Here is a 14,563-nt window from a genome sequence, read left to right as displayed (position 1 = left end):
GAACGCAAGGGGACGAGCATGGCCATCGACGACGCCGTGAACAAGGGCAAGGACTTCCTGGAGCAGAACAAGGACAAGATCGCCGATGCGGTGAAGAGCGAGCAGGCCGAGGACATCAGCGACAAGGTGCTCGACGGCGTCGCCGACTTCGCCAAGAAGATCGCCCCCGGAGCGGCCGAGAAGATCGACGAGATCCGCGACGCGGCCGACAAGCAGATCGGCAACCAGTAGCCGATGACATGAGGGCGGTGCCCCCCTTGCCTGGGGGGCACCGCCCTTCGTCGTCTCCGCGGCACGCGCGATGCGATATACCGGCGGATGCTCGCGTCGGTGCCGCAGCGCCCGTAGACTTCTCGTGGCCGCACTGGGGATAGGGCGGCCGGGGAGAACCGGAGGGGTCCGGCCTCCCGACGCACGCGGCTCGGCCGCGTCGACACTGGGGAACGACCATGGGGATCATCACGCGACGCGCTCGGTCATCGAGTTCCGCGACACCCCGCACGCGCGGCGGGTTCTCCGCCGCGCCCTCGTCTCCGGTCGCGCGACGCTCGTCGGTCGCGTCCTCGATCGGGGATGCCGGCGGCCCTTCCCGCCGGCATCCTCGCGTCCGGTGCCTCCCCCTCGTGCCGGACGCCCTCCCCGAACGGGGTGGGGCATGGGGATGCCCCGCCCCGTTCTCAGGGACCGGGATCGCGCTGCTCGACACCGTTCGGTGAGCGCGACACGCCCGGGTTTGCGCAAGTGAAATACCCCGTGGCAGAATAGACAGGTTCGACATTTCGGTGCGCTCAGCGTGCGCCGGATCACTGCCAGGGCAGTGCATAGGCGGCGTCTCCTCGAGAGATGCAGGGTTCTAGGCCGCGGGCAGGACAACACAATCCCCGACACCCCTCCCGGCGAGGGTTCCGCCGTGCGCGGCGGAGGTCGGCATCTTCCCGCCGTGAGGCGGGGGAATGACAGCAAAACAGTGGTGCAGCAGATCGACTCGCGAGGGTCGGCCATGTGCCGAGGCGCGAACAGCGCCGACGTGCGTCCAATGCCCCAGGGTCACCCGGCCCCGGTCGGTAAGACGCTTAAAGAGAGTGAGCAGACAATGGCGGGACAGAAAATCCGCATTCGCCTGAAGTCGTACGACCACGAGGTCATCGACTCGTCGGCACGCAAGATCGTCGACACCGTGACCCGTGCGGGCGCGACCGTCGTCGGCCCCGTGCCGCTTCCGACCGAGAAGAACGTCGTGTGCGTCATCCGGTCGCCCCACAAGTACAAGGACAGCCGCGAGCACTTCGAGATGCGCACCCACAAGCGTCTGATCGACATCGTCGACCCGACGCCCAAGGCCGTCGACTCGCTGATGCGTCTCGACCTCCCGGCCGACGTCAACATCGAGATCAAGCTCTGAGGTCCGACATGGTTGACATCAACGCAAAGATTTCCAAGGGCATGCTCGGCACGAAGCTCGGCATGACCCAGGTGTGGAACGAGAACGGCAAGCTCGTTCCCGTCACCGTCATCGAGCTCGCACCCAACGTGGTCACGCAGGTTCGCACGCCCGAGAAGGACGGCTACAACGCCGTGCAGATCGCGTACGGCCAGATCGACCCCCGCAAGGTGAACAAGCCCCTCTCGGCTCACTTCGAGGCCGCCGGCGTCACGCCGCGTCGCCACGTGACCGAGATCCGCACCGCGGACGCCGCCGACTACTCGCTGGGCCAGGAGCTCACGGTCGACGGCACGTTCGAGGCCGGCCAGCTCGTCGACGTCGTCGGCACGAGCAAGGGCAAGGGCTTCGCCGGTGTCATGAAGCGTCACAACTTCAAGGGCGTCTCGGCATCGCACGGTGCGCACCGCAACCACCGCAAGCCCGGCTCCATCGGCGCATCGTCGACCCCGAGCCGCGTCTTCAAGGGCATGCGCATGGCCGGCCGTATGGGTGGCGAGCGCGTGACCGTCCTCAACCTCACGGTGCACGCCATCGACATCGAGAAGGGTCTGATGCTCGTCAAGGGCGCCGTCCCCGGTGCTCGTGGCCGCATCGTCTACGTCCGCAACGCAGTGAAGGGTGCCTGATCATGGCTGACTCGACTCTCGCGCTCGACGTCCTCAAGGCCGACGGCAAGAAGGCCGGCTCCATCGAGCTGCCCGCCGCGCTCTTCGACGTCAAGACGAACATCCCGCTGATCCACCAGGTCGTCGTCGCGCAGCTCGCGGCGGCTCGCCAGGGAACCCACTCGACCAAGCGTCGCGGTGAGGTCTCCGGTGCCGGTCGCAAGCCCTTCAAGCAGAAGGGCACGGGTAACGCCCGTCAGGGCTCGATCCGCGCACCGCACATGACCGGTGGTGGCATCGTGCACGGCCCGAAGCCGCGCGACTACTCGCAGCGCACGCCCAAGAAGATGATCGCCGCCGCCCTCCTGGGTGCGCTCAGCGACCGCTTCCGCGGCGACCGCGTCCACGCCATCGAGTCCTTCGGGATCGACGGGACGCCCTCGACCAAGACCGCGGTGAACTTCCTCACCAACGTCGTCTCGTCGAAGAACGTCCTCGTCGTCATCGAGCGCGGCGATGAAGTGACGCTGAAGAGCATCCGCAACCTGTCGAACCTGCACGTGCTGACGTTCGACCAGCTCAACGCCTACGACGTGCTCGTCTCCGACGACATCGTCTTCACCCAGGCCGCTCTCGAGGCGTTCATCTCCTCGAAGACCGGCGCCAACCAGGAGGTCTCCGCATGAGCGAGCAGGCATCTGTTCTCCAGACGGCCCTGAACAAGGACCCGCGCGACATCATCCTGAAGCCGGTCGTGTCCGAGAAGAGCTACGGGCTCATCGACGAGGGCAAGTACACCTTCCTCGTCGACCCGCGCGCTTCGAAGACCGAGATCAAGCTCGCCATCGAGAAGATCTTCGGCGTCAAGGTCGCGTCCGTCAACACGCTCAACCGCGTCGGCAAGGCCCGTCGCACCCGCTTCGGCACCGGCAAGCGCAAGGACACCAAGCGCGCCATCGTGACCCTGAAGTCGGGCACCATCGACATCTTCACGGCAATCGGCTGATCCGGGGGATAAAGGACAATCATGGCAATTCGCAAGTACAAGCCCACGACCCCGGGCCGTCGCGGCTCGTCGGTGGCTGACTTCGCCGAGATCACCCGATCGACGCCCGAGAAGTCGCTGCTGCGCCCGCTCTCCAAGACCGGTGGTCGCAACAACCAGGGCCGCATCACGACCCGTCACATCGGTGGTGGCCACAAGCGCCAGTACCGCGTCATCGACTTCCGTCGCAATGACAAGGACGGCGTGAACGCCAAGGTCGCGCACATCGAGTACGACCCCAACCGCACCGCGCGCATCGCGCTGCTGCACTACTTCGACGGCGAGAAGCGCTACATCCTCGCGCCGGCGAAGCTGAAGCAGGGCGACGTCGTCGAGTCCGGCGCCGGCGCCGACATCAAGCCGGGTAACAACCTGCCGCTGAAGAACATCCCGACGGGTACCGTCATCCACGCGATCGAGCTCCGCCCCGGCGGCGGCGCGAAGATGGCGCGTTCGGCCGGTGCATCCGTCCGTCTCGTCGCCAAGGACGGCCCCTACGCCCAGCTGCGTCTGCCCTCGGGCGAGATCCGCAACGTCGATGCGCGCTGCCGCGCGACCATCGGCGAGGTGGGCAACGCCGAGCAGTCGAACATCAACTGGGGCAAGGCCGGCCGCATGCGCTGGAAGGGCGTCCGCCCGACCGTCCGCGGTGTCGCGATGAACCCGGTCGACCACCCGCACGGTGGTGGTGAGGGCAAGACGTCCGGTGGACGTCACCCCGTCTCCCCGTGGGGTCAGGCTGAGGGTCGCACCCGTCACGCCAACAAGGAAAGCGACAAGTACATCGTGCGTCGTCGTAACGCCGGCAAGAAGCGCAAGTAGGAGTAAGAGAAGATGCCTCGCAGTCTTAAGAAGGGCCCCTTCGTCGACGAGCACCTGCTTCGCAAGGTGGTCGTGCAGAACGAAGCCGGCACCAAGAACGTCATCAAGACCTGGTCCCGTCGGTCCATGATCATCCCGGCCATGCTGGGTCACACGATCGCGGTCCACGACGGACGCAAGCACATCCCCGTGTTCGTGTCCGAGACCATGGTCGGTCACAAGCTGGGCGAGTTCGCGCCCACCCGCACCTTCCGCGGCCACGAGAAGGACGACAAGAAGGGGCGGCGCCGCTAATGGTCGAATCGATCGCACGCGTGAAGCACATCCGCGTGACCCCGCAGAAGGCTCGTCGTGTCGTCGCGCTCATCAAGGGCAAGCAGGCTCAGGAGGCTCTCGCCATCCTGAAGTTCGCGCAGCAGAGCGCCAGCGAGCCGATCTACAAGCTCGTCGCGTCGGCCATGGCCAACGCGTCGGTGAAGGCGGATCGCGATGGAGAGTTCCTCGACGAGCAGGACCTGTACGTGAAGAACGCGTACGTCGACGAGGGCACGACGCTCAAGCGCTTCCAGCCCCGTGCACAGGGTCGCGCTTTCCAGATCAAGAAGCGCACGAGCCACATCACGGTCGTGCTCTCCACGCCGGAGGCGGCTCCGACCGCGGCCGGCGACAGCAACAAGAAGGCGAGCAAGTAATGGGACAGAAGGTAAACCCCTACGGCTTCCGCCTCGGCATCACCACGGACCACGTGTCGCGCTGGTTCTCGGACTCGACGAAGCCGGGTCAGCGTTACGCCGACTACGTGGCCGAGGACATCAAGATCCGTCGTCTGCTGCAGACGCAGCTCGACCGCGCCGGCGTCTCGAACATCGAGATCGAGCGCACCCGTGACCGCGTCCGCGTCGACATCCACACGGCCCGCCCGGGCATCGTGATCGGACGTCGCGGCGCCGAGGCCGAGCGCATCCGCGGCGACCTCGAGAAGCTCACCGGCAAGCAGATCCAGCTGAACATCCTCGAGGTCAAGAACCCCGAGGCCGACGCTCAGCTCGTCGCGCAGGGCATCGCCGAGCAGCTGTCTGCTCGTGTGGCGTTCCGTCGCGCGATGCGCAAGGGTCTGCAGGGCGCTCAGCGCGCCGGCGCCAAGGGCATCCGCATCCAGGTCTCGGGCCGTCTCGGCGGCGCCGAGATGAGCCGGTCGGAGTTCTACCGCGAGGGTCGTGTGCCGCTGCACACGCTGCGCGCGAACATCGACTACGGCTTCTACGAGGCCAAGACGACCTTCGGCCGCATCGGCGTGAAGGTCTGGATCTACAAGGGCGACCTCACCAACAAGGAACTCGCACGCGAGCAGGCCAACGCGCCGAAGTCGCGTCGTGACGACCGCGGTGGCGACCGCCGTCGGGCCCCCCGCAACGAGGCCCCCGTCGCAGAAGGAGCGTCCGCCTGATGCTTATCCCCCGCAAGGTCAAGTACCGCAAGCAGCACCACCCCAAGCGTGATGGCCAGGCCACCGGCGGCACGAAGGTCTCCTTCGGCGAGTACGGCATCCAGGCGCTCACGCCGGCGTACGTGACGAACCGTCAGATCGAGTCCGCTCGTATCGCGATGACCCGTCACATCAAGCGTGGCGGCAAGGTGTGGATCAACATCTACCCGGACCGCCCCCTCACGAAGAAGCCCGCCGAGACCCGCATGGGTTCCGGTAAGGGTTCCCCCGAGTGGTGGGTCGCCAACATCAAGCCGGGCCGCGTCCTCTTCGAGGTCGCCGGTGTCAACGAGGAACTCGCTCGCGAGGCACTGACCCGAGCAATTCACAAGCTGCCGCTCAAGGCACGCATCATCAAGCGCGAGGAGGGCGACGCGTAATGGCGATCGGCACCAAGGAGCTCGCTCCGGCAGAGCTCGACACGTTCGAAGACCAGCGCCTCGTTGAGGAGCTGCGCAAGGCCAAGGAGGAGCTGTTCAACCTCCGTTTCCAGTCGGCCACCGGCCAGCTGGAGAGCCACGGCCGCATCCGCGCCGTCAAGCGCGACATCGCGCGCCTCTACACCGTGATCCGCGAGCGCGAGCTGGGCATCCGTGCGACGCCCGCTCCCGTCGAGGCTCCGGCCAAGAAGGCGACCAAGTCGAAGGCGAAGAAGACCGAGGACACCTCGGCCGACGCCGAAGGGAAGGCTGAGTGATGGCCACCAAGAAGGAAGCCGCCGTCGAGGCTGAGCACGCCGCACACGACGTCCGCGACGCGGACGCCCGTGGCTACCGCAAGGCGCGCCGCGGCTACGTCGTGAGCGACAAGATGGACAAGACCATCGTGGTCGAGGTCGAGGACCGCGTGAAGCACCCGCTTTACGGCAAGGTCATCCGCCGCACCTCGAAGGTCAAGGCGCACGATGAGACGAACTCCGCCGGCATCGGCGACCTCGTCCTCATCAACGAGACCCGTCCGCTGAGCGCCACCAAGCGCTGGCGTCTGGTGGAGATTCTGGAGAAGGCCAAGTGATTCAGCAGGAGTCCCGCCTCAAGGTCGCCGACAACACCGGTGCCAAGGAGCTGCTCACCATCCGCGTTCTCGGTGGCTCGCGCCGCCGGTACGCCGGTGTGGGCGACACCATCGTGGCCACGGTCAAGGACGCGATCCCGGGCGGCAACGTCAAGAAGGGCGATGTGGTCAAGGCCGTCATCGTCCGCACCGTCAAGTCCACGCGCCGTCCCGACGGCTCGTACATCAAGTTCGACGAGAACGCCGCCGTGATCCTGAAGAACGACGGGGAGCCCCGCGGCACCCGTATCTTCGGACCGGTCGGTCGTGAGCTTCGCGACAAGAAGTTCATGAAGATCGTCTCGCTGGCGCCGGAGGTTATCTAAGTCATGGCGAAGATCAAGAAGGGTGACCTGGTTCAGGTCATCACGGGCGCCAAGCCCGAGCGCGGCGGAGACCGCGGCAAGCAGGGCAAGGTCCTCGAGATCCTTGCCGAGCGCAACCGCATCATCGTCGAGGGCGTGAACTACGTCACGAAGCACACCCGCGTCGGCCAGACGCAGCGTGGCACCAAGACCGGAGGGCTCGAGACCGTCGAGGCCCCCATCCACATCTCGAACGTCGCACTCGTCGACCCCTCGACCAAGAAGCCGACCAAGGTCGGCCACCGGGTCGAGGAGCAGACCAAGGACGGCGTCAAGCGCACCGTCCGCGTGCGGTTCGCGAAGAAGTCAGGTAAGGACCTCTGATGGCAAGCACCGACGCCGCGGTGGCTGGCAAGATCCAGCCCCGCCTGAAGGCGAAGTACAACGCCGAGATCAAGAAGGCGATGCAGGAAGAGTTCGGTTACGCGAACGTCATGCAGATCCCCGGACTGGTCAAGGTCGTCGTCAACACGGGTGTCGGCGAGGCGGCTCGCGACAGCAAGGTGATCGAGGGTGCGGTCGACGACCTCACCAAGATCACCGGCCAGAAGCCGATCGTCACCAAGGCTCGCAAGTCGATCGCGCAGTTCAAGCTGCGCGAGGGCCAGGCCATCGGCGCGCACGTCACCCTCCGCGGTGACCGCGCGTGGGAGTTCCTGGACCGCCTGGTCTCGCTCGCCCTGCCCCGTATCCGCGACTTCCGCGGCCTCTCGGCCAAGCAGTTCGACGGCAACGGCAACTACACCTTCGGTCTCCAGGAGCAGAGCGTGTTCCACGAGATCGACCAGGACCGCATCGACCGGGTCCGTGGTTTCGACATCACCGTCGTCACCACGGCGAAGACGGACGACGAGGGTCGGGCACTGCTCCGTCACCTCGGCTTCCCGTTCCGCTCGGAAGACGCACAGGCGTAACACCTCTCGACGGGCTCAGTGGTCTCGTGTCACTGAGCCCGTCTATGTGTGCGTACAATTGAAGATTGCGTGCTCATCGCAGGCCGTCTGTCGTGTAACGGCAGCCGGAACCTCATGAACGAAAGAAGAACACAATGACAATGACAGACCCGGTCGCAGACATGCTGACCCGTCTGCGCAACGCGAACTCGGCGCACCACGACTCCGTGACCCTGCCGTCGAGCAAGCTCAAGACGCACATCGCCGAGATCCTCCAGCAGGAGGGCTACATCGCCGGCTGGGAGACGTCCGACGCCCGCGTGGGAACCAACCTCACGCTGACGCTCAAGTACGGCCCCAACCGCGAGCGGTCGATCGCCGGCATCAAGCGCGTGTCGAAGCCCGGCCTGCGCGTGTACGCGAAGTCCACCGAGCTCCCGCGCGTCCTCGGCGGCCTCGGCGTGGCCATCCTGTCCACCTCCTCCGGTCTTCTCACCGACCGTCAGGCCGAGCAGAAGGGCGTGGGCGGAGAAGTTCTCGCCTACGTGTGGTAATTCGAAATGTCGCGTATTGGACGACTTCCCATCGACGTTCCCGCGGACGTGACCGTTTCGGTCAACGGCCGTGAGGTCGCGGTGAAGGGCCCCAAGGGTGAGCTCACCCTCACGGTGGCCAGCCCCATCGAGGTCGCGGTCGAGGAGAACCAGGTTCTGGTCACCCGTCCCGACGACGAGCGCGAGTCGCGGTCGCTCCACGGCCTGACCCGCACGCTCATCAACAACAACATCATCGGCGTGACCCAGGGCTACACCAAGGGTCTCGAGGTCGTCGGCACCGGTTACCGCGTGCAGCAGAAGGGCAGCTCGGTCGAGTTCGCCCTCGGCTTCTCGCACCCGGTCCTGATCGACCCGCCCGCCGGGATCACGCTCACGGTCGAGGGCACGAACAAGCTCACCGTCAGCGGAATCGACAAGCAGGCTGTCGGCGAGGCAGCTGCGAACATCCGCAAGATCCGCAAGCCCGAGCCGTACAAGGGCAAGGGTGTGCGCTACGCCGGCGAGATCGTGCGTCGCAAGGCCGGAAAGAGTGGTAAGTAACCATGGCTCTCAAGTCAAAGTCTGACGCCCGCGCGCGTCGTCACGCCCGCCTTCGCAAGAAGGTCGTCGGCACCGAGGTGCGCCCGCGCCTCGTCGTCAACCGCTCGGCGCGCCACGTCTTCGTGCAGCTCGTCGACGACAGCAAGGGTCACACCGTGGCCTCCGCATCCACGCTCGAGACCGACCTGCGTTCGTTCGAGGGTGACAAGACCGCCAAGGCCCGCAAGGTCGGCGAGCTCGTCGCCGAGCGCGCGAAGGCCGCCGGCGTTTCCGAGGCTGTGTTCGACCGTGGCGGCAACCGCTACGCCGGTCGTGTCGCCGCCATCGCCGAGGGCGCCCGTGAAGGGGGGCTGGCACTGTGAGTGACAACAAGGAGAACGAAGTGACCGAAGCGGCTGCTGCCACTTCCGAGACGGCCGCCGGCACGACGCAGGGCGACTCGACTCGTGACCAGCGCGACGGTCGCCGTGGCGGCCGTGGTGACCGCAACCAGGGTGGCCGCGACCGCAACTCGCGCGACCGTGGCGACAACCAGTTCCTGGAGCGCGTCGTCACCATCAACCGCGTCTCGAAGGTCGTGAAGGGTGGTCGTCGCTTCAGCTTCACCGCTCTCGTGGTCGTCGGTGACGGCAACGGTCTGGTGGGCGTCGGCTACGGCAAGGCCCGCGAGGTGCCCCTGGCGATCTCGAAGGGTGTCGAAGAGGCCAAGCGCAACTTCTTCCGCGTGCCGCGCGTCGGCAGCACCCTCCCGCACCCCGTGCAGGGCGAGGCCGCTGCCGGTGTCGTGCTGCTGCGTCCGGCTGCCGCCGGTACCGGTGTCATCGCCGGTGGTCCCGTCCGCGCCGTGCTCGAGTGCGCCGGCGTCCACGACGTCCTGTCGAAGTCGCTCGGTTCGTCGAACACGATCAACATCGTGCACGCGACCGTCGCCGCTCTGAAGCAGCTCGAGGAGCCCCGTGCGGTTGCCGCGCGTCGTGGCCTCGAGTTCGACCAGGTGGCTCCGGCGCGTCTTGTCCGCGCCGAGGCCGAGGCCATCGCCGCACAGAAGGTAGGTGCCTGATGGCCGCGCGTCTGAAGGTCACGCAGATCAAGTCCAAGGTGAGCGAGAAGCAGAACCAGCGCGACACGCTGCGCAGCCTCGGTCTCAAGCGGATCGGTGACAGCACCGTCCGCCCCGACGACGCGCAGACGCGCGGTTACGTCAAGACCGTCGCCCACCTCGTCAAGGTTGAGGAGATCGACTAATGGCTGAGAAGAACGAGGCCGTCGAGGCCGAGAAGGCCCCGAAGAAGGCTGCGGCCCCCAAGGCCGCCGCCAAGAAGCCCGCCGCGAAGAAGGCGGATGCTCCGGCATCCCGCCCCGGTGTGCTGAAGGTGCACCACCTGCGTCCGGTCCCCGGCGCCAACACCGCGAAGACCCGTGTGGGTCGCGGTGAGGGCTCGAAGGGTAAGACCGCGGGTCGCGGAACCAAGGGCACCAAGGCGCGCAACACCGTGCGCGTCGGCTTCGAGGGTGGGCAGATGCCGCTGCACATGCGCACCCCGAAGCTGCGCGGGTTCAAGAACCCGTTCCGCGTCGAGTACCAGGTCGTGAACCTGGAGAAGCTCGCGGAGCTCTACCCCCAGGGTGGCGACGTCACCATCGGCGACCTGGTCGCCAAGGGTGCGGTTCGCAAGAACGAGAAGGTCAAGGTTCTCGGAAACGGCGACATCGCCGTGAAGCTCACCGTCGCGGTCGACAAGGTCTCGGCTTCGGCCGAGCAAAAGATCGTGGCTGCGGGCGGTTCCGTCAAGTAACCACCTGACAGAAGGGGTCGGACATCGTCCGGCCCCTTCTGTGCTTGCGGATGCCGGTGACCGCGGTTAGGTTACTCTGGTCTTTCAGCCGTCCTTCAGCACGGCAACCCTTTTCAGGAGGAACGTTCTTGTTTAGCGCCATCGCGCGGATCTTCCGCACGCCCGACCTTCGTCGCAAGATCGGTTTCACTCTGGCCATCATCGCGATCTACCGGCTGGGCTCGAACGTCCCCGCTCCGTTCGTGAACTTCCCGAACGTCGAGGAGTGCCTCGCGGTCAGCTCCAGCACCGACGGTCTGCTGGGCCTGGTGAACCTGTTCTCGGGTGGCGCGCTCCTCCAGCTCTCCATCTTCGCGCTGGGTGTGATGCCGTACATCACGGCGACCATCATCACCCAGCTGCTGCGCGTGGTGATCCCGCACTTCGAGGCGCTCCACAAGGAGGGTCAGGCCGGCCAGGCGCGGCTGACGCAGTACACGCGCTACCTCACGATCGCGCTCGCCCTGCTGCAGTCGACGACGCTCATCACGGTGGCGCGCAGCGGCCAGCTCTTCGGAACGACCGACCTCGCCGCGTGCCAGAACCTCCTCACCAACGACGTGTGGTGGGCGCAGCTGCTCATCATCATGGCGATGACCGCCGGAACCGGCCTCATCATGTGGTTCGCCGAGCTGGTCACCGAGCGCGGCATCGGCAACGGCATGTCGCTCCTCATCTTCACCTCGATCGCCGCCACCTTCCCCGGCGCCATGGGTCTCATCTGGCAGACCAAGGGCTTCGAGATCTTCCTGCTCGTGCTGCTCGTCGGCGTGATCGTGATGGCGCTCGTCGTGTTCGTCGAGCAGTCGCAGCGACGCATCCCCGTGCAGTACGCGAAGCGCATGGTCGGGCGTCGCACCTACGGCGGCACGAACACGTACATCCCGATCAAGGTCAACATGGCGGGCGTGATCCCGGTCATCTTCGCCTCGTCGCTGCTGTACATCCCCGCGCTGATCGCCCAGTTCAACACCCCGCAGGACGGCTCGACGCCCGCGCCGTGGGTCACCTGGATCACGACGTACTTCACCACGGGCAACCACCCGATCTACATGGCGGCGTACTTCCTGCTCATCATCGGCTTCACCTACTTCTACGTCGCGATCACCTTCAACCCGGTCGAGGTCGCCGACAACATGAAGAAGTACGGCGGATTCATCCCGGGCATCCGCGCCGGCCGCCCGACCGCGGAGTACCTCGACTACGTGCTCACGCGCATCACCCTTCCCGGGTCGATCTACCTGGGTCTCATCGCGCTGATCCCGCTCATCGCCCTGGCCACGGTCGGCGCGAACCAGAACTTCCCGTTCGGCGGCGCCTCGATCCTCATCATCGTCGGTGTCGGTCTCGAGACGGTCAAGCAGATCGACGCGCAGCTGCAGCAGCGCCACTACGAAGGGCTCCTCCGATGACGGCATCCGCACGGCTCCTGATCGTCGGACCGCAGGGCTCGGGCAAGGGCACGCAGGGCGTGCGCATCGCCGAGACCTTCGGCATCCCGGTCGTCTCGACGGGCGACATCTTCCGCGCCAACATCAAGGGCGGCACCGAGCTCGGCACCCAGGTGACCGAGATCCTCGACCGCGGAGACCTCGTGCCCGATGAGCTCACCAGCGAGATCGTGCGCGACCGCCTGTCGCAGGACGACGCCGCGAACGGCTTCCTGCTCGACGGCTACCCCCGCAACGTCGCCCAGGTCGGTCACCTCGACGAGTTCCTGAACGGTCGCGGCGAGGCGCTGGACGCCGTGCTGCTGCTCGACGTGCCGCGGGCCGAGAGCATCTCGCGTCTCAGCCTGCGCGCCATCGAGCAGGGGCGGTCGGACGACACCGAAGAGGCCATCGCTCACCGTCTCGACATCTACGAGCGCGAGACCGCGCCGATCATCGACGTGTACAGCGAGAAGGGCATCGTCGACCGCATCGACGGCGTCGGCTCGCTCGACGAGATCACCGAGCGCATCGTCGCTGCGCTCGATGCGCGCGGCCTGCGCGTCGCAGTCTGAGCGGCGTCATGTTCCGCCGGTCGATCTACAAGACCCCTGCCCAGCTGCGATCGATGGTCGAGCCCGGCCTCATCACGGCGGCGGCGCTCGACGCCGTCCGTCCGCTGATCCGCGCGGGGGTCAGCACGCTCGAGCTCGACACCGCCGCGGAGCGCGCGATCACGGCGCGCGGGGCCGAGTCGAACTTCCAGCTCGTGAAGGGCTACCACCACACGATCTGCGTGTCGGTGAACGAGCAGGTTGTGCACGGCATCCCCGGCGAACTCGTGCTGCAGCCCGGTGACATCGTCTCGGTCGACTGCGGTGCACAGTTCGAGGGCTGGAACGGCGACAGCGCGATCACGGTCGTCGTGCCCGACGACACCCGCCCCGACGTGGTGGCGAACCGCGAGGAGCTGTCGCGGGTCACCGAGGGCTCGATGTGGGCGGGCATCGCCGCGATGGCGACGGCGTCGCACCTCGGCGAGGTCGGTGCGGCCATCCAGGAGTACATCGAGGCCCAGGGCCCGTCGGCCGTGTCGGGCGAGACCTACGGCATCCTGCGCGAGTACGTCGGCCACGGCATCGGCCGCAAGATGCATGAGGCGCCGAGCGTCTTCAACTACCGCACGCCCGACCCTGGCGCCGAGATCAAGCCCGGCCTGGTCGTCGCGATCGAGCCGATGGTCACGGCGGGCGGTGAGGCGACCTTCATCGAAGAGGACGACTGGACCGTCTCGACCGTCGACGGCTCGGACGGCTCCCACTGGGAGCACAGCGTCGCCCGCCACGAGGGTGGGATCTGGGTGCTCACCGCGCCCGACGGCGGTGCCGCCGGCCTCGCGCCCTTCGGCGTGACCCCGGTTCCCCTCGCCTGACCCTGCGCCGCTGGCCCGGACGCGAAAACGCAGACCGGATGGTGGAGGGGCGGCGAGTCGCACCGCGACACGCCGACTCGCGCGCCGCTCGTCTCCGTTCTCGCAGGCGGGGATGCGGGCGGGAGACGTTATGGAAGCGTGAGCGGGCGGGGGAGGGGTGCTCACACGCAGCCCATAGGCTGATGCAGGAAGATCACAGGGTACCTGCGCCCGCACCGGCGTGCGGCGAGACCGAGAGAAACGGAAGACAATGGCAGCGGCGAAGAGCAACACCAACTGGTTCGTGATCGGGGTGTCCGCAGCCGTCGTCGTCGTGCTCATCGCCCTCGGTGCGCTGGTGGTGTTCTTGAACAACCAGGCCACCGCTCCCGGCGTCGCGCCCGAGGGCGGCAACGTCAACCAGGAGACCGGAGCGATCAGCTTCGGGTCCGGCGAGGACGAGGTCGACGTGTTCGTCGACTTCATGTGCCCTGTCTGCGGACAGTTCGAAGACGCCTACGGCGAGCAGCTGCAGACCGCCGCCGCCAACGACGACATCACCCTGAACATCCACCCGGTGTCGATCCTCGACCGCTACTCGCAGAACACGAAGTACTCGACGCGTTCCGCGGGCGCGGCCTACTGCGTGGCTGAGAAGGCGCCGGACGCGTTCCTCGACTTCTTCAACTACATGTTCGCCAACCAGCCGGCGGAGAACACCGCGGGGTACACCGACGAGGAGCTCGCGGGCTTCGCCGAGCAGGCGGGCGCGGGAGCGGCAGCCGACTGCATCGCCGACGGCACCTACATGGACTTCGTGGGCGACCAGACCACGGCGCAGGAGATCCAGGGCACGCCGACCGTCGAGGTCAACGGCGACCGGATCGAGAACAGCGAGATCCAGCAGCGCTTCGCCGAGATCCTCCCCTGATCGACGGCTTCATCACGAGGGCGGCTCCGCGAGGGGCCGCCCTCGTGCGTGACGCGGGGGAGGGCATCCGACCGTCCGCTGCGTCGAGTTGCCGGATGCTCTGGCGTCGTCTAACATAGATCTTTGGTGCCTTGTGCACTGATTCG

General features: G+C 66.7%; 25 protein-coding genes. All 25 read left to right on the top strand.

Going from position 1 to position 14,563, the window contains the following annotated elements:
- The first annotated feature begins 18 nt into the window (after positions 1–18).
- The 25 genes from RWS82_RS14805 to RWS82_RS14685 all read left to right on the top strand — a co-directional run bounded on the left by RWS82_RS14805 (position 19) and on the right by RWS82_RS14685 (position 14,417).
- A complete protein-coding gene (locus RWS82_RS14805) occupies positions 19–231 on the top strand; it encodes a hypothetical protein (RefSeq protein WP_314651682.1) in 213 nt (70 codons plus the stop codon).
- 862 nt (positions 232–1,093) lie between these two features.
- A complete protein-coding gene (rpsJ, locus tag RWS82_RS14800) occupies positions 1,094–1,402 on the top strand; it encodes a 30S ribosomal protein S10 (protein WP_030147986.1) in 309 nt (102 codons plus the stop codon).
- A gap of 8 nt (positions 1,403–1,410) precedes the next feature.
- A complete protein-coding gene (rplC, locus tag RWS82_RS14795; protein ID WP_314651675.1) occupies positions 1,411–2,070 on the top strand; it encodes a 50S ribosomal protein L3 in 660 nt (219 codons plus the stop codon).
- Between the two features lie 2 nt (positions 2,071–2,072).
- Entirely contained in the window at positions 2,073–2,735 is a 663-nt protein-coding gene (gene rplD, locus RWS82_RS14790) for a 50S ribosomal protein L4 (protein ID WP_314651672.1), read from the top strand.
- A complete protein-coding gene (rplW, locus tag RWS82_RS14785) occupies positions 2,732–3,055 on the top strand; it encodes a 50S ribosomal protein L23 (RefSeq protein ID WP_017201591.1) in 324 nt (107 codons plus the stop codon). The genes rplD and rplW overlap by 4 nt, the downstream gene beginning before the upstream one ends.
- 21 nt (positions 3,056–3,076) lie before the next feature.
- A complete protein-coding gene (rplB, locus tag RWS82_RS14780; protein WP_105670831.1) occupies positions 3,077–3,916 on the top strand; it encodes a 50S ribosomal protein L2 in 840 nt (279 codons plus the stop codon).
- A 12-nt stretch (positions 3,917–3,928) separates the two neighbouring features.
- Complete coding sequence (rpsS, locus tag RWS82_RS14775; RefSeq protein WP_017201589.1) at positions 3,929–4,210, top strand: 30S ribosomal protein S19; 282 nt, start codon at positions 3,929–3,931, stop codon at positions 4,208–4,210.
- The gene (gene rplV / locus RWS82_RS14770; protein ID WP_314651667.1) at positions 4,210–4,608 is read left to right on the top strand and encodes a 50S ribosomal protein L22; all 399 of its coding nucleotides are present in this window, start codon (positions 4,210–4,212) and stop codon (positions 4,606–4,608) included. The genes rpsS and rplV overlap by 1 nt, the downstream gene beginning before the upstream one ends.
- The gene (gene rpsC, locus RWS82_RS14765; protein WP_050722499.1) at positions 4,608–5,363 is read left to right on the top strand and encodes a 30S ribosomal protein S3; all 756 of its coding nucleotides are present in this window, start codon (positions 4,608–4,610) and stop codon (positions 5,361–5,363) included. The genes rplV and rpsC overlap by 1 nt, the downstream gene beginning before the upstream one ends.
- Entirely contained in the window at positions 5,363–5,782 is a 420-nt protein-coding gene (rplP, locus tag RWS82_RS14760) for a 50S ribosomal protein L16 (protein WP_314651663.1), read from the top strand. The genes rpsC and rplP overlap by 1 nt, the downstream gene beginning before the upstream one ends.
- Entirely contained in the window at positions 5,782–6,099 is a 318-nt protein-coding gene (gene rpmC, locus RWS82_RS14755; protein ID WP_175985212.1) for a 50S ribosomal protein L29, read from the top strand. The genes rplP and rpmC overlap by 1 nt, the downstream gene beginning before the upstream one ends.
- Entirely contained in the window at positions 6,099–6,416 is a 318-nt protein-coding gene (rpsQ, locus tag RWS82_RS14750; RefSeq protein WP_314651657.1) for a 30S ribosomal protein S17, read from the top strand. Before rpmC ends, rpsQ begins: the two co-directional genes overlap by 1 nt.
- Complete coding sequence (gene rplN / locus RWS82_RS14745; protein WP_314651655.1) at positions 6,413–6,781, top strand: 50S ribosomal protein L14; 369 nt, start codon at positions 6,413–6,415, stop codon at positions 6,779–6,781. The genes rpsQ and rplN overlap by 4 nt, the downstream gene beginning before the upstream one ends.
- A 3-nt stretch (positions 6,782–6,784) precedes the next feature.
- Positions 6,785–7,144, top strand: coding sequence for a 50S ribosomal protein L24 (rplX, locus tag RWS82_RS14740; RefSeq protein WP_247625174.1), 360 nt, complete (start codon positions 6,785–6,787; stop codon positions 7,142–7,144).
- Positions 7,144–7,734, top strand: a complete 591-nt coding sequence (rplE, locus tag RWS82_RS14735) for a 50S ribosomal protein L5 (RefSeq protein ID WP_314651651.1) — start codon at positions 7,144–7,146, stop codon at positions 7,732–7,734. The genes rplX and rplE overlap by 1 nt, the downstream gene beginning before the upstream one ends.
- A 134-nt stretch (positions 7,735–7,868) precedes the next feature.
- A complete protein-coding gene (rpsH, locus tag RWS82_RS14730; RefSeq protein WP_314651650.1) occupies positions 7,869–8,267 on the top strand; it encodes a 30S ribosomal protein S8 in 399 nt (132 codons plus the stop codon).
- 6 nt (positions 8,268–8,273) lie between these two features.
- Entirely contained in the window at positions 8,274–8,810 is a 537-nt protein-coding gene (gene rplF / locus RWS82_RS14725) for a 50S ribosomal protein L6 (RefSeq protein ID WP_314651647.1), read from the top strand.
- A gap of 2 nt (positions 8,811–8,812) precedes the next feature.
- Positions 8,813–9,172 carry a 50S ribosomal protein L18 gene (gene rplR / locus RWS82_RS14720; RefSeq protein WP_314651645.1) on the top strand — a complete coding sequence of 120 codons (360 nt, stop codon included), beginning with the start codon at positions 8,813–8,815 and terminating at the stop codon, positions 9,170–9,172.
- Entirely contained in the window at positions 9,169–9,870 is a 702-nt protein-coding gene (gene rpsE / locus RWS82_RS14715; RefSeq protein WP_400190103.1) for a 30S ribosomal protein S5, read from the top strand. Before rplR ends, rpsE begins: the two co-directional genes overlap by 4 nt.
- Positions 9,870–10,055: a 50S ribosomal protein L30 gene (rpmD, locus tag RWS82_RS14710; RefSeq protein ID WP_067121122.1), complete on the top strand. Its 186-nt coding sequence runs from the start codon at positions 9,870–9,872 to the stop codon at positions 10,053–10,055. The genes rpsE and rpmD overlap by 1 nt, the downstream gene beginning before the upstream one ends.
- Entirely contained in the window at positions 10,055–10,606 is a 552-nt protein-coding gene (gene rplO / locus RWS82_RS14705) for a 50S ribosomal protein L15 (RefSeq protein ID WP_314651640.1), read from the top strand. The genes rpmD and rplO overlap by 1 nt, the downstream gene beginning before the upstream one ends.
- A 128-nt stretch (positions 10,607–10,734) precedes the next feature.
- Positions 10,735–12,057 (top strand): preprotein translocase subunit SecY, encoded by a 1,323-nt coding sequence (secY, locus tag RWS82_RS14700; protein WP_314651637.1) that lies wholly within the window; start codon positions 10,735–10,737, stop codon positions 12,055–12,057.
- Complete coding sequence (locus RWS82_RS14695; protein ID WP_314651636.1) at positions 12,054–12,650, top strand: adenylate kinase; 597 nt, start codon at positions 12,054–12,056, stop codon at positions 12,648–12,650. Before secY ends, RWS82_RS14695 begins: the two co-directional genes overlap by 4 nt.
- A gap of 8 nt (positions 12,651–12,658) precedes the next feature.
- Positions 12,659–13,507: a type I methionyl aminopeptidase gene (gene map / locus RWS82_RS14690; RefSeq protein ID WP_314651633.1), complete on the top strand. Its 849-nt coding sequence runs from the start codon at positions 12,659–12,661 to the stop codon at positions 13,505–13,507.
- A 250-nt stretch (positions 13,508–13,757) separates the two neighbouring features.
- Positions 13,758–14,417 carry a thioredoxin domain-containing protein gene (locus RWS82_RS14685; RefSeq protein WP_314651632.1) on the top strand — a complete coding sequence of 220 codons (660 nt, stop codon included), beginning with the start codon at positions 13,758–13,760 and terminating at the stop codon, positions 14,415–14,417.
- The last annotated feature ends 146 nt before the right edge of the window (positions 14,418–14,563 follow it).

Origin of the sequence: uncultured Microbacterium sp., assembly GCF_963528945.1 — a bacterium.
GTDB lineage: Bacteria > Actinomycetota > Actinomycetes > Actinomycetales > Microbacteriaceae > Microbacterium.
Note: the sequence above shows the minus strand (reverse complement) of the source record. Positions and strands in the feature narration are given on the sequence as shown.

Bases quoted from the DNA above. Each gene is read 5' to 3' on its own strand.
- rplW (WP_017201591.1), top strand. From the start codon at position 2,732: ATGAGCGAGCAGGCATCTGTTCTCCAGACGGCCCTGAACAAGGACCCG.
- rplO (WP_314651640.1), top strand. From the start codon at position 10,055: ATGGCTGAGAAGAACGAGGCCGTCGAGGCCGAGAAGGCCCCGAAGAAG.
- rplE (WP_314651651.1), top strand. From the start codon at position 7,144: ATGGCAAGCACCGACGCCGCGGTGGCTGGCAAGATCCAGCCCCGCCTG.
- rpsJ (WP_030147986.1), top strand. From the start codon at position 1,094: ATGGCGGGACAGAAAATCCGCATTCGCCTGAAGTCGTACGACCACGAG.
- RWS82_RS14685 (WP_314651632.1), top strand. From the start codon at position 13,758: ATGGCAGCGGCGAAGAGCAACACCAACTGGTTCGTGATCGGGGTGTCC.
- rpsC (WP_050722499.1), top strand. From the start codon at position 4,608: ATGGGACAGAAGGTAAACCCCTACGGCTTCCGCCTCGGCATCACCACG.
- rpsH (WP_314651650.1), top strand. From the start codon at position 7,869: ATGACAATGACAGACCCGGTCGCAGACATGCTGACCCGTCTGCGCAAC.
- rpsQ (WP_314651657.1), top strand. From the start codon at position 6,099: ATGGCCACCAAGAAGGAAGCCGCCGTCGAGGCTGAGCACGCCGCACAC.
- rpmD (WP_067121122.1), top strand. From the start codon at position 9,870: ATGGCCGCGCGTCTGAAGGTCACGCAGATCAAGTCCAAGGTGAGCGAG.
- RWS82_RS14695 (WP_314651636.1), top strand. From the start codon at position 12,054: ATGACGGCATCCGCACGGCTCCTGATCGTCGGACCGCAGGGCTCGGGC.
- rplB (WP_105670831.1), top strand. From the start codon at position 3,077: ATGGCAATTCGCAAGTACAAGCCCACGACCCCGGGCCGTCGCGGCTCG.
- rplX (WP_247625174.1), top strand. From the start codon at position 6,785: ATGGCGAAGATCAAGAAGGGTGACCTGGTTCAGGTCATCACGGGCGCC.
- rpsS (WP_017201589.1), top strand. From the start codon at position 3,929: ATGCCTCGCAGTCTTAAGAAGGGCCCCTTCGTCGACGAGCACCTGCTT.
- RWS82_RS14805 (WP_314651682.1), top strand. From the start codon at position 19: ATGGCCATCGACGACGCCGTGAACAAGGGCAAGGACTTCCTGGAGCAG.
- rplR (WP_314651645.1), top strand. From the start codon at position 8,813: ATGGCTCTCAAGTCAAAGTCTGACGCCCGCGCGCGTCGTCACGCCCGC.
- rplD (WP_314651672.1), top strand. From the start codon at position 2,073: ATGGCTGACTCGACTCTCGCGCTCGACGTCCTCAAGGCCGACGGCAAG.
- rplV (WP_314651667.1), top strand. From the start codon at position 4,210: ATGGTCGAATCGATCGCACGCGTGAAGCACATCCGCGTGACCCCGCAG.
- map (WP_314651633.1), top strand. From the start codon at position 12,659: ATGTTCCGCCGGTCGATCTACAAGACCCCTGCCCAGCTGCGATCGATG.
- rpmC (WP_175985212.1), top strand. From the start codon at position 5,782: ATGGCGATCGGCACCAAGGAGCTCGCTCCGGCAGAGCTCGACACGTTC.
- rplC (WP_314651675.1), top strand. From the start codon at position 1,411: ATGGTTGACATCAACGCAAAGATTTCCAAGGGCATGCTCGGCACGAAG.
- rplF (WP_314651647.1), top strand. From the start codon at position 8,274: ATGTCGCGTATTGGACGACTTCCCATCGACGTTCCCGCGGACGTGACC.
- rplP (WP_314651663.1), top strand. From the start codon at position 5,363: ATGCTTATCCCCCGCAAGGTCAAGTACCGCAAGCAGCACCACCCCAAG.